The organism is Eikenella sp. NML99-0057 (assembly GCF_001648535.1).
Taxonomy (GTDB): Bacteria; Pseudomonadota; Gammaproteobacteria; order Burkholderiales; family Neisseriaceae; genus Eikenella; species Eikenella exigua.
This window is the reverse complement of sequence record NZ_LXST01000001.1, coordinates 97,671-109,709: the sequence shown is the minus strand read 5'-3', so window position 1 is coordinate 109,709 and position 12,039 is coordinate 97,671. Positions and strand designations below refer to the sequence as shown.

Annotated in this window: 8 protein-coding genes and 1 pseudogene; 6 read left to right on the top strand and 3 right to left on the bottom strand. The window is 52.6% G+C overall.

The features are described 5' to 3' along the window. The first annotated feature begins 289 nt into the window (after nucleotides 1–289). From A7Q03_RS00500 to A7Q03_RS00480, 5 genes are all read left to right on the top strand, one after another. A complete protein-coding gene (locus A7Q03_RS00500; protein ID WP_067446361.1) occupies nucleotides 290–562 on the top strand; it encodes a YbeD family protein in 273 nt (90 codons plus the stop codon). Continuing rightward, complete coding sequence (gene lipB / locus A7Q03_RS00495; RefSeq protein WP_067446358.1) at nucleotides 562–1,185, top strand: lipoyl(octanoyl) transferase LipB; 624 nt, start codon at nucleotides 562–564, stop codon at nucleotides 1,183–1,185. The genes A7Q03_RS00500 and lipB overlap by 1 nt, the downstream gene beginning before the upstream one ends. 60 nt (nucleotides 1,186–1,245) lie before the next feature. After that, the gene (gene lipA / locus A7Q03_RS00490) at nucleotides 1,246–2,244 is read left to right on the top strand and encodes a lipoyl synthase (RefSeq protein WP_067446355.1); all 999 of its coding nucleotides are present in this window, start codon (nucleotides 1,246–1,248) and stop codon (nucleotides 2,242–2,244) included. A 368-nt stretch (nucleotides 2,245–2,612) separates the two neighbouring features. Continuing rightward, nucleotides 2,613–3,209 carry a TIGR00730 family Rossman fold protein gene (locus tag A7Q03_RS00485; protein ID WP_082880665.1) on the top strand — a complete coding sequence of 199 codons (597 nt, stop codon included), beginning with the start codon at nucleotides 2,613–2,615 and terminating at the stop codon, nucleotides 3,207–3,209. A gap of 717 nt (nucleotides 3,210–3,926) precedes the next feature. Then, nucleotides 3,927–6,056: a lysine decarboxylase LdcC gene (locus tag A7Q03_RS00480; RefSeq protein ID WP_067446349.1), complete on the top strand. Its 2,130-nt coding sequence runs from the start codon at nucleotides 3,927–3,929 to the stop codon at nucleotides 6,054–6,056. Nucleotides 6,057–6,353: 297 nt separating this feature from the next. Here the strand turns inward: A7Q03_RS00480 and A7Q03_RS00475 are convergent, their stop codons facing one another. Both A7Q03_RS00475 and A7Q03_RS00470 read right to left on the bottom strand, forming a co-directional pair. Beyond that, nucleotides 6,354–6,689: a hypothetical protein gene (locus A7Q03_RS00475; protein WP_067446347.1), complete on the bottom strand. Its 336-nt coding sequence runs from the start codon at nucleotides 6,687–6,689 to the stop codon at nucleotides 6,354–6,356. Nucleotides 6,690–6,715: 26 nt separating this feature from the next. Beyond that, nucleotides 6,716–7,150, bottom strand: coding sequence for a surface-adhesin E family protein (locus tag A7Q03_RS00470; RefSeq protein ID WP_067446343.1), 435 nt, complete (start codon nucleotides 7,148–7,150; stop codon nucleotides 6,716–6,718). An 81-nt stretch (nucleotides 7,151–7,231) separates the two neighbouring features. Here A7Q03_RS00470 and recQ point away from each other — a divergent pair, with 81 nt between their 5' ends. Continuing rightward, a complete protein-coding gene (recQ, locus tag A7Q03_RS00465; RefSeq protein WP_067446340.1) occupies nucleotides 7,232–9,064 on the top strand; it encodes a DNA helicase RecQ in 1,833 nt (610 codons plus the stop codon). 553 nt (nucleotides 9,065–9,617) lie between these two features. Here recQ and A7Q03_RS00460 read toward each other — a convergent pair. Then, nucleotides 9,618–10,841: pseudogene (locus tag A7Q03_RS00460) on the bottom strand (alpha-isopropylmalate synthase regulatory domain-containing protein). Between the last annotated feature and the right edge of the window lie 1,198 nt (nucleotides 10,842–12,039).

Genomic DNA, 12,039 nt, shown 5'->3' with positions numbered 1-12,039 from the left:
GGAAGACATAGCTTAGACGGAACAGGCAGCGGTTTTCTGACACACTATAGCGGTTCCCCTTTCGGAATGAAACAAAGTAGCGAACCAATCCCGTCATTCTTAATTTAAGGCAGACATAAAAAACAGGCATTTAATCTTTTCAGGTAGCCTTTATCCGGCGCCAAAGGCTACCTGAAACCCTATTTCCGCCACACCGCGGCGTGTTGTTCAAGCCATCGGTTTTCCAGTAAAATGCCGCCCTGATTATACCGCGCCGCCACTCCGAACGGCGGCCGTTTGAAAGGCCACCATGAGCGAAACCAACCAAGAAACCCTACTGGAATTCCCCTGCCGCTTCTCCATCAAAATCATGGGCGCCAAACACCCCGAATTTGCTGTGCAGATATTGGAAACCGTGCGCCTGCACGCGCCAGACACCGCCGAACACGATATGCGCCACCGCGAAAGTAGTCAAGGCAACTATCAGGGCATAACCGTTACCATAAACGCCCACAGCAAGTCGCAGCTCGATAATATTTACCTAGCACTCACCTCACACCCCTTGGTGAAAGTGGTGCTGTGATGAAAGTCATTCAGCTTGGCTTGGCCGAATACAGCCCGATTTTCCACGCCATGGAAGCCTTCACCGATGCCCGCAGCGAGCGCACGAAAGACGAGCTTTGGGTGGTGGAACATCCGCCCGTGTTCACTCAAGGCATGGCCGGCAAAGCCGAGCATCTCTTGGCACGCAGCAACATCCCCGTGGTGCAGATCGACCGTGGCGGCCAAATTACCTACCACGGCCCCGGCCAGCTGGTGGTATATACCCTAATCGACTTCAAACGCCGCAAAATCAGCGTGCGCGACTTGGTAAGCAGTTTGGAAAACAGCATCATCGCCACCCTGGCTGAATACGGCATCTTCGCCGCAGCCGACCCGAAACGTCCCGGCGTGTATGTGGAAGGCAAAAAAATCGCCTCCCTCGGCCTGCGCATCAAACGCGGCGCGGTGTATCACGGCTTGGCATTAAACGTAAATATGGACTTAAGCCCCTTCCGCCAAATCAACCCCTGCGGCTACGCCGAGCTGGAAATGACTCAAATCGCCGACTTGGTGCAGCCCGTCCCCTCCGTGGCCGACGTGGCCGCCAAACTGACCAACCATTTGCAGCAGCAGTTGAGGCTACCTGAAAAACAGGCCGACTGACTACCCGCCGGCTACCTGAAAAGTACACACCACATTGAAAACACAGCAAAGGAACAAGCCATGGCCACAGAGAACCCCGCCAAACAAGACAACAGCCGCGGCGTAAAACACAAAGGTGCGGCCAAAGTTGCCCGTATCCCGATTAAGGTTGTGCCGCTGGAGCAGAAACTGAAAAAACCAGAATGGATTCGCGCCCAGCTGCCCACCGGCAAGAAGTTCTTTGAGATCAAAAATATCCTGCGCGATCAGAAAATGCACACCGTGTGCGAAGAAGCCAGCTGCCCCAATATCGGCGAATGCTTCAGCCGCGGCACCGCCACCTTCATGATTATGGGTGATATCTGCACTCGCCGCTGCCCCTTCTGCGATGTCGGCCACGGCCGCCCCAACGCGCTCGATACCGAAGAGCCGCAACATCTCGCCTCCAGCGTGGTCTCCATGAATTTGCGCTACGTTGTTATCACCTCGGTAGACCGTGACGATTTGCGCGATGGCGGCGCCCAGCACTTTGCCGACTGCATCACTGCCATCCGCGAGCGCAGCCCCAATACTAAAATCGAAATCCTCGTACCCGATTTCCGCGGCCGCATGGATATTGCCCTCGAAATTCTGGCCAAAACCCCGCCCGATGTGATGAACCACAACCTAGAAACCCACCCGCGCCTCTACAAACAGGCCCGCCCCGGCGCCAACTACCAGCATTCGCTCGAGCTGCTGCGCCGCTATAAAGAAATGATGCCGCACATCCCCACCAAATCCGGCATCATGGTAGGCTTGGGCGAAACTGACGATGAAGTGCGCGAAATCATGCGCGATATGCGTGCCAACAACATCGAAATGATCACTGTGGGGCAATACCTGCAGCCCAGCAACAGCCACCTGCCCGTATTGCGCTACGTTACCCCCGAAATGTTCAAGCAGTTCGAACATGAAGCCTATGCCATAGGTTTTACCAACGCTGCTATCGGTGCCATGGTGCGCTCCAGCTACCACGCCGACGCACAAGCGGCCGAAGCCATGGCCTCGGCCGGCGGTGGCGGCTGCCACCACGGGCATTAACGATACACGCCAAACAGGCTGCCGATTACTTCGGCAGCCTGTTTTTTTGCACCATACAAGTTTCAGGCTACCTGAAAACATCAGTCTCACTAAAGCCAAAGGCTACCTGAAAAGCTGTTGTAGCATTTTCAGGTAGCCTTTGCCTGTCCTACCCTCCGGCTTGTGCGCAAAAATTCCTATTTCGCTATAATTCACCCTTTCACCTTTACCGGCTAATTGCCGAAACCACTACCCTCCAAGAGGATAAGGCCTGCACCAAGCTGCCGAATATAGATGCAGTTTAAGGCGTGTACATGCAACCAAAAAATATACCGCGAGCAGTATTTAGCCAAGACCTCGGGCTACCTGAAAGAATAAATATGAATGCTATGAACAACATCGTCGTCTATTGCGGCTCCAACCTAGGCGAAGACCCGAGCTACAGCCAAGCCGCCCGCGAGCTGGGGCGTGCTATTGCCGAACGCGGCAGCCGGCTGGTGTACGGTGGTGGTGGTATCGGCCTGATGGGCGAAGTGGCTTCTGCCGCCCTGGCTGCCGGCGGCAAAGTAACCGGCATCATCCCCACCTTCCTGCGCCACGAAGAAATGGCGCACGGCCGCCTCACCGAGCTCATCATCACCGACAACATGGCCGAGCGGCGCACCAAAATGATTGAGCAGGCCGATGCCTTCATCGCCCTGCCCGGCGGGCTGGGTACATACGAAGAGCTGTTTGAAGTGCTCTCGGCCGCCCAGCTCAAACTACACAGCAAACCCATCGGCCTGCTTAACATCAATGGCTTTTTTAATCCCATCACCACCCTGTTGCAGCACACCGCCAGCCAAGGTTTCATGCCAGCCGCCAATACCGGCTTAGTGTGTACAGACAGTAGCATCCCCGCCCTGCTGAACAAAATGGCCGCCTATCGTTTCCAAGACGCACCCAAATGGCAATGCCCCGCTTGGCAGCAGGCAGAGGCTACCTGAAAATATGGCCAAAGGCACTTCATATCCTAATTGCGTTAACTCACCTTACCGTACTCCTGTATTGTCTGTGGCTTGCCGCCCTGTAGGAAAATGTGCTCTACATAATACCCCCTCCCAATATATTTGCGGGAAACTTATTTTTCTCAACGATTAAATACCCCAGTACCCACCATTTCCATTTACGCAAACTCACACTCAACCCTTGCTGCCAGCACCTTCCCGCCAGCTCCCTTTGGTTAGTATGTTTACTCTAAAATTTTCTGACTAAAGTCAACCCATATCACAATATTTTATGATATGATGTATCAATAAATAGATAGGCATTCAAAATAAATTGCCAATTCAGTCAAATTATTAAGATATTGCTCTTTAAAATCAACTGGCTCTATATGCATGCAAGGATGCAAATGATTTTAGCATTTGTCCACTTGAACGCAACAGCTAAAGCAACTGTTAAATTTCCTTAGCAGTATTTAACTGTAAGACAGATATTCTATCCGCCGCCAGACAGCTTGTCTCAGGATATCATTAACGCACTACCCCCCTTGCCTGCATATACCGTAGTATGCAGGTTTATTTTTGTCGTTGTGTTCGCAAACGGCAAAACACAAGTTGCTGCTGCTGCTGTGCTATTCTGGCACAGCAGCAGCAGCAAAAAGCCGGGTTTATCCGGCTAGCAAAGCAGCTGTTTTTTAATTTATTTAAAGGATTTAGATCATGAAGAATATATTATTAGGCTGTGGTCATAAGGAACTTGGTGACTATCTGAAGAGCTTGATTGCAACTTTGGAAAAGGGTGGTTACGCCATCCGAATAGCCCATGACCAGCAAGAAATACTGACGCTTTTGAAACATGATGCCAGAATAGGTTCCGTGCTTTGTACACTGGATATTTTCAACCAAGAATTAGACAAGAAAATTATTGCGCTCAACGATGAGTTGCCTGTATTCATTCTGAAGCCTACCGACTGCGACAAACCCGTGGACTTCGGTGCTGTAGGCGACCACGCCACCTTCATTGATTGCCACCTGTTCAGCAACGAAGACGTTGTTGATAAAATTGAAAAAGCAATCTGCCACTATATCGACAATATCACACCTCCCTTCACCAAAGCCCTGTTTGACTACGTTGTTAAAAACAAATATACATTCTGTACTCCGGGCCACATGAGCGGTACCGCTTTCTTGAAATCTCCCGTAGGCAGCCTGTTCTACGACTTCTACGGCGAAAACACTTTCAAATCCGACATTTCCGTTTCTATGGGCGAGCTAGGCTCTCTGCTCGACCACTCCGGTCCGCACAAAGAAGCCGAAGAATACATCGCCAAAACCTTCAATGCCGACCATAGCTACATCGTAACCAACGGTACTTCCACCGCCAACAAAATCGTGGGTATGTACTCCGTGCCGGCCGGCAGCACCGTGCTGATCGACCGTAACTGCCACAAATCATTAACCCACCTGTTGATGATGAGCGACATTACTCCGGTGTATCTGAAACCGACCCGTAACGCCTACGGTATCTTGGGTGGTATTCCGCAAAAAGAATTCACTAAAGAAGTTATTACCGAAAAACTTGCCAAAGTTCCGGGCGCCACTTGGCCGGTACATGCTGTGATTACCAACTCCACTTATGACGGCCTGTTCTACAACACCGACAAGATCAAAGACACCCTGGATGTGAAATCCATCCACTTCGACTCTGCTTGGGTTCCCTACACCAACTTCAGCCCGATCTACAACGGCAAAACCGGTATGGGCGGTAAGCAGGTTAAAGACAAGGTAATCTTTGAAACCCACTCCACCCACAAACTGCTGGCTGCATTTTCACAGGCTTCCATGATTCACGTTAAGGGTAACCTGAACACCGCCACCTTCGGCGAAGCCTACATGATGCACACCTCCACTTCTCCGTTCTACCCCATGGTAGCCTCTACTGAAGTGGCAGCAGCCATGATGCGCGGCAACTCCGGTAAACGCCTGATGCAGGATTCACTGGAACGCGCCGTTAAATTCCGTAAGGAAATCAAGAAACACAAAGCCCATGCCGATTCATGGTATTTCGACGTATGGCAACCTGAAAACGTTGATAACATCGAATGCTGGGAATTGCATCAAACCGACAAATGGCACGGCTTCAAAGACATCGACGCCCAGCACATGTACCTCGACCCGATCAAGGTAACTCTGCTTACCCCGGGCTTGGATAAAAACGGCGAGCTGGAAAAAACCGGTATCCCTGCCAACCTCGTTTCCAAATTCTTGGAAGACCGCGGCATCATCGTGGAGAAAACCGGTCCCTACAACATCCTCGTGCTCTTCAGCATCGGCGTGGACGACACCAAAGCCCTCAGCCTGCTGCACGCATTGAACGAGTTCAAATCCCTGTACGATGCCAACGCCACCGTGGAAGAAGTATTGCCGCGCGTGTTCAATGAATCTCCCTCTTTCTACCAAGACATGCGGATTCAAGAATTGGCACAAGGCATCCACAGCCTGATCTGCAAGCACAACCTGCCTGAACTCATGTTCAGCGCATTCGAAGTGTTGCCGACCATGGTGATGAACCCGCACAAAGCCTTCCAGCTTGAGCTGAAAGGTCAGATTGAAGACTGCTACTTGGAAGACATGGTAGGTAAGATCAACGCCAACATGATTCTGCCCTATCCTCCCGGCGTACCGTTGGTAATGCCTGGTGAAATGATCACCGAAGAAAGCAAGCCCATCTTGGAATTCCTGATGATGCTGTGCGAAATCGGCGCCCACTTCCCCGGCTTCGAAACCGACATCCACGGTGCTTACCGTCAAGAAGACGGCCGCTACAAAGTTAAGATTGTTAAAGCTTAACCCACGCGGTACGGGGCTTCATACCCTCGCAGCATAAACCAACCGGCCTGAATAATCAGGCCGGTTTTTTATATGCCGATATAGCCGGGCAAGCAAAGGCTACCTGAAATTTTAACTGCGCAGAAACTCTGCTGCGCCGTGCTTTCAGGTAGCCTCTTCCATACAAACTCCAACATCAAAACCTTCACATAAACTTTCAGGTAGCCTCTCCGTACGGAAAGGCTACCTGAAAGCGCAGCTTTAACCAGTCAAAACCAGTTTCTGCAAAGCTAAAAATCTGCTACTACTAATCTCCGACTAAGGCTGCTGTCCGCGTACTGCCGTCCAAGCCGCGTCCAGCCGGCGGCCGGCTTCTTCCAGCGTGGTATTCGATTGCTGCGCGGCCACATCCGCCTCATTCAATTGCGTTTGCAACTGCGTGATTTCCGCCTGTTTTTGCTGCAAGGCAGTTTGCGCCGCTTCCAAACGGGTGCGCAGCGTGTTCACACGGCTGCCGTTATCGGTTTGCACCTTCAATGCTTCCTGATACGCCATCTGCGCACTCAAAAGCTCGGTTTGTGCCGCATCATCCGCCCAAGCTGGCGCAGCGGCGGCCAGCAGGCACAGGCCGGCCACAATTCCCTTGATCCGCATATTTTCTCTCCTTAATTCTGCAAAAATCACAAAGTTTTGCCACAGGCAATTTCAAACTGTTTACCGCCGGCCGAACCTTTCACCACCGGCTGGGCAGGCCGCCTGGCTGTTTCATATTGGTTGGCAGCCAGTTTGTTGCCTGAAGCATCCCACATATCCACCGCAGCCAAACGGCGGGTGCGCGCCTGGCAATCGAACTGCCATTGGTTGACCGCCGTTTTGAAATGCGGCGTGTTCACATAATGCTCGCGCCCCACATCCGACACGGTAATCCGCTCGCGGAAGCTAACCCGGCTGCCTTCTTTCCGAATACTGGAAGTGTCTATTTCATAACGCATGTTGCCGTTTTGGCTCACACCCACCTCTCTCCAGCTGCCGCCCAGGCTCGGCCCGCCGCTCATGCTCGGGCAACCCGCCAACACCAACACTGCACACAGCCCGGCCCATCTCTTCAGTTGCATAAAAATCCTTTCAGGTAGCCTTCAAACGCTATAAAATCCGCGCCATTATATCCAACAAATCCCGCAAACGGAAAACCACCCATGCCACAACCCTCCGCCCTCAACATCCTGCGCGAAGTTTTCGGCTATCACGCCTTCCGGGGGCGGCAGGAAGAAATCGTGAACGCGCTGGCAGAAGGGCAAAACCTGCTGGTGCTGATGCCCACCGGTGGCGGCAAATCCCTATGTTATCAAATTCCCGCCCTGATGCGGCGCGGGCTGGCCGTGGTGGTGTCGCCGCTGATTGCCCTGATGGACGACCAAGTGGCCGCCCTGCAGGCCGCAGGTGTGGCCGCCGCCAGCGTGCATAGCGGCATCAGCAGCAGTCAGGTGCAGCAGATTGCCGACACCATCGAAGCAGGCTACCTGAAACTGCTCTACGTTTCCCCCGAGCGTCTGGTAAGCGAACGCTTCCTGCGCTTTCTCGACCACACCGAAATCAGCCTGTTCGCCATCGACGAATCCCACTGCGTGAGCCAATGGGGGCACGACTTCCGCCCCGAATACCGCCAGCTCGGCCTCCTGGCCGACCGCTATCCCGCTATCCCCCGCATCGCCCTCACCGCCACCGCCGATGCCGAAACCCGTGCCGACATCAAACACTACCTCAAACTGGAAAACGCTGCCGAATACATCGCCAGCTTCGACCGCCCCAATATCTACTACCAAATCATCGAAAAAAACAACGGCAAAAAGCAGCTGCTCGATTTTCTGCACAGTCGTCCCCACGGCGAAAGCGGCATCGTCTACTGCCTAAGCCGCAAAAAAGTAGAAGACACTGCCGCCTTTTTAAACGAACACGGCTACCGCGCCCTGCCTTATCACGCCGGCCTCACCATGACCGAGCGCAACGAAAACCAGCACCGCTTCACCCGCGAAGAAGGCCTCATCATCGTGGCCACCGTCGCCTTCGGCATGGGCATCGACAAACCAGACGTGCGCTTCGTCGCCCACCTCGACATGCCGCAAAGCATCGAACACTTCTACCAGGAAAGCGGCCGCGCCGGGCGTGACGGCCAGCCCGCCGCCAGCTGGCTGTGCTACGGCCTCAACGACTACTCCCTGCTGCGCGAACGCATCCAAACCGGCAACAGCAGCGACTTCCAAAAGCAAATCGAACAGCAGAAACTCGAAGCCATGTTTGCCGTGTGCGAAACCTCCGGCTGCCGCCGCGCCGCCCTGTTGAGCCACTTCGGCGAAGCAATCCCCCCCTGCGGCCACTGCGACAACTGCCTGCACCCGCCCGTCCTTTTCAACGCCACCGAAAACGTGCAGAAACTCCTCAGCTGCGTTTACCGCGTCGGCCAGCGCTTTGCCGCCGGCTACGTCATCCACGTATTGCGCGGCAAGGCCGACGACTGGATTCGGCAAAACCACCACGACCAGCTCTCCACCTACGGCATCGGTGCCGCCCTGTCCGACAAAGAATGGCGCGGCATCATCCGCCAATGCATCGGCCAAGGCCTGCTCGCCACCGACCCGCACAACTACCACGCCCTCATGCTCACCCAAGCCGACCGCCCCGTGCTGCAAGGCAAGCAGACCGTGATGCTGCGCCCGCTCAAACGCGAAAAATCCGCCACCCGCACCCCGCGCGAACAATGGCTGCGCACCGAGCGCGAAGAGCGCCTCTGGCAGGCGCTGCGCCAATGGCGCACCGAACGCGCCCGTGCCGACAATGTGCCCGCCTACATTGTGTGTGGCGACCGCACCCTGCAAGATATCGTGCAGCAACGCCCCGCCAGCCTCACCGAACTGCAAAACGTCTACGGCTTGGGCGAAGCCAAAATCCAAAAATTCGGCAACGATATTCTCGAAGTCTGCACGCGGTTCACTCAAGACAGCGCCCCCGAACCCGCCCTGCCAGATGCCTAAGCTAATCCATAAAAGGCTACCTGAAATTTTCAGGTAGCCTTTTAAATGCGGACAACACGTTTCCAGCCAATTTATAGTGCATTAAATTTAAATCAGGACAAGGCGGCGAGCCGCAGACAGTACAAATAGTACGGTAAGGCGAGACAACGCTGTACTGGTTTAAATTTAATTCACTATACCTTTGCCACACATGGCGCAGCCCATATTATTCGGAGCAAGCCGGGCAATACCGAATCAGCAAAACCAGCTAGTTTAAATATAAAAACACAGGCCTTAATCAGATTCGATGCGGCAGGAATCAACTATCTGGTGCACAAACTGCCCTGCTCATACAGAATGATTCAGGCTACCTGAAAGCAGTATGGCGCTGCAAAACTCCGGCGAGGGATATCTGCATTGTTTGAGTGTGTACCTTCCCGCCTCCTGCACAACAGAAAGGCTACCTGAAAACCATACCACATAATTTCAGGTAGCCTTTCGTGCAAAATCAAACCGCCCTGCAGCATGATGCCGAAGGGCGGTACTTCAAAAGCAAACTGAAAACAAAATCCTGCTAAATCCCGCCTTGCGCCTTCACTTTTTCACCGCCTTCCAGCTTGTTCAACGCGGAAAGGTAGGCTTTGGCGGTAGCGGCCAGAATATCGGTGTCCGCACCTTGGCCGTTGGCCACGCGGCCGTTTCTGGCCAGGCGCACACCGGTTTCGCCTTGGCTTTCCGTGCCGAAGGTTACCGCATTCACCGAATAAATCTGCAATTCGGCGCCACTCTGCACCACGCTTTCAATGGCCTTGAAAATCGCATCTACCGGGCCGGAGCCGGTGGCTTCGGCGTGCTGCTCTTCGCCATCGGTGCTGAACACGATTTCGGCGCGCGGCAGTTCACCGGTTTCGGTAACGATTCGCTGCGAGATGAATTTATAACGATCAGGCGTGAGATTAGACATTTCGTCTGAAACCAGCACATGCAAATCTTCGTCAAAAATTTCGCGTTTTTTATCGGCCAGTTCTTTGAAGCGGGCAAAAGCAGCATTGAGCGCTTCCTCGCTACCCAATTCAATGCCCAGCTCGGCCAATTTGGTTTTGAAGGCATTGCGACCGGAAAGTTTACCCAAACTCAATCGGTTGGCCGACCAACCCACCGATTCGGCCGACATGACCTCATAGGTTTCCCGATGTTTAAGCATGCCATCTTGGTAGATGCCGGATTCGTGGGCAAAAATTGGCACCCATAATGGCATTATTGGGCTGCACCGGATAGCCGGTGATGCTGGACACCAGCTTAGACGCGGGTACGATTTGGGTGGTATCGATGCCGGTTTCCCGGCCAAACAAGTCGTGCCGCACTTCCAGCACCATCACGATTTCTTCCAAGCTGACGTTGCCGGCCTCGATTACATCCACCCCCAGCCTCTCCAGCTGTCGTGCCACGCGTACTTTTTCTTCCTTGGTTATGGCGGCGCCCGGAGATTGCTCACCATCGCGTAGAGTGGTATCGACCACTATGCGGCTACTACCGGGCTGTGCCGGGACATGCTGCAAAGTAGGCTACTGCTCCAAAAAAGCATTCAAGTCCAACGACCTGCCCTGCACTTCAGCCAGAGTAGTCAGCCTTTGCAGCTGCGCCAGCGGCAGCGAGCGCCGCGTGCGCGCCATTTGTAAATTGCCGCCGTGGAGGTAACTCCTTCGGGATCATGTAGGCGCAGTACCTCGGCTAATGCATTTACACCGACTAAATAAACAATCAGGAGATCGATATCGAGTTCATAATAGACTTTCAATCTAAACCGAGAATATAGTAGATGCCGCCATATATAGACATTTCTATAGACATAAAAACAAGCACAATTTTTACAAATAATGTGTAAACGAGTGAATTTTTATGCTTATTGCCCACAACCATTCACTTGTTGTGCATATGTTTTATCTTTTTTCACCTTTTTTGGTCACTATACTAGACATAAATGTAAAGAAATCGCTATAATTCAAAATAGATACAGAGGGTTTCCGAAAAAGAGAGTCTCGTTGAAACATAATATGTAAACAGCATTCTGCTAAAAGCGGCAAGCTTTGAACTCTTACCCTTGCGCTGCGATAACAAACAAATAGTAAATACTAATTCTGATACCTACAACCAGACAACTTCATCCCATACAACCAAGACTTGTTGCCTTACTAGATAAATTACAAAATAATTGAGGATGCAAGGTGTTTTGCGCTATTACTTGCGGGAGAATAACGATGTTTGATTTATCTCTCTCTTTCTTATTGCTAGCACTGCTGCTATGGCTGCTGGTGCGGCTGAAACAGCACCACCACCGCCAGCGCAAGCCGCTCACCGCCCACGGGCACGATGATTGCAGTTTTTTTACTCACGAGTATCACCGTGACAAACAATAGCCCGTTCTGTGGCAACCGCCCAATGTACGTTTCTGCTTTCAGGTGGTAGCCTCTCAGCCTAGAAAGAAGCTTATATCCCACACCTACTGCGCAGCCTTGCCTTGGCCGCACTCCTGCCCCCCTCCCGCTACAACACAAACCCCATCTGAACTAAGTGCTCGACCAACTGATTGATCCGCTAAATCTTTCCACTTGCCTGTGCACCACCGTGTCCACCACCTCCGATTTCACCAACCAGAAAATCGCCTCACCGAACCAACAATAACCCCTGTCCGAACCTCGAACAACACGCTGCCGAGCAATATATTACCGGTATTAACCGCGAAGTATTCCAATCTGAAGAAGTACTGAACCAATTGCATGGAATCAGTCACAATGCAATAAACCAAACCTATACACAGGAAGAGGTGAACATCATGATTACCTTCTACCGCACGCCGATTAGACAAAACGTGCTGAACAGGGTGATTAACTAAAGCCATGATGCCACCAATGATACACCTGATTAGCCAACACTACGAACAGACAAGCCAACACCTCACTCCGCCATTCCGGCACAAAGTAAAATGCATTCAGCGC

What these genes read in the sequence shown, in the direction of transcription:
- A7Q03_RS00500 (WP_067446361.1), top strand. Translation starts at nt 290, where the DNA reads ATGAGCGAAACCAACCAAGAAACCCTACTGGAATTCCCCTGCCGCTTC.
- lipB (WP_067446358.1), top strand. Translation starts at nt 562, where the DNA reads ATGAAAGTCATTCAGCTTGGCTTGGCCGAATACAGCCCGATTTTCCAC.
- lipA (WP_067446355.1), top strand. Translation starts at nt 1,246, where the DNA reads ATGGCCACAGAGAACCCCGCCAAACAAGACAACAGCCGCGGCGTAAAA.
- A7Q03_RS00485 (WP_082880665.1), top strand. Translation starts at nt 2,613, where the DNA reads ATGAACAACATCGTCGTCTATTGCGGCTCCAACCTAGGCGAAGACCCG.
- A7Q03_RS00480 (WP_067446349.1), top strand. Translation starts at nt 3,927, where the DNA reads ATGAAGAATATATTATTAGGCTGTGGTCATAAGGAACTTGGTGACTAT.
- A7Q03_RS00475 (WP_067446347.1), bottom strand. Translation starts at nt 6,689, where the DNA reads ATGCGGATCAAGGGAATTGTGGCCGGCCTGTGCCTGCTGGCCGCCGCT.
- A7Q03_RS00470 (WP_067446343.1), bottom strand. Translation starts at nt 7,150, where the DNA reads ATGCAACTGAAGAGATGGGCCGGGCTGTGTGCAGTGTTGGTGTTGGCG.
- recQ (WP_067446340.1), top strand. Translation starts at nt 7,232, where the DNA reads ATGCCACAACCCTCCGCCCTCAACATCCTGCGCGAAGTTTTCGGCTAT.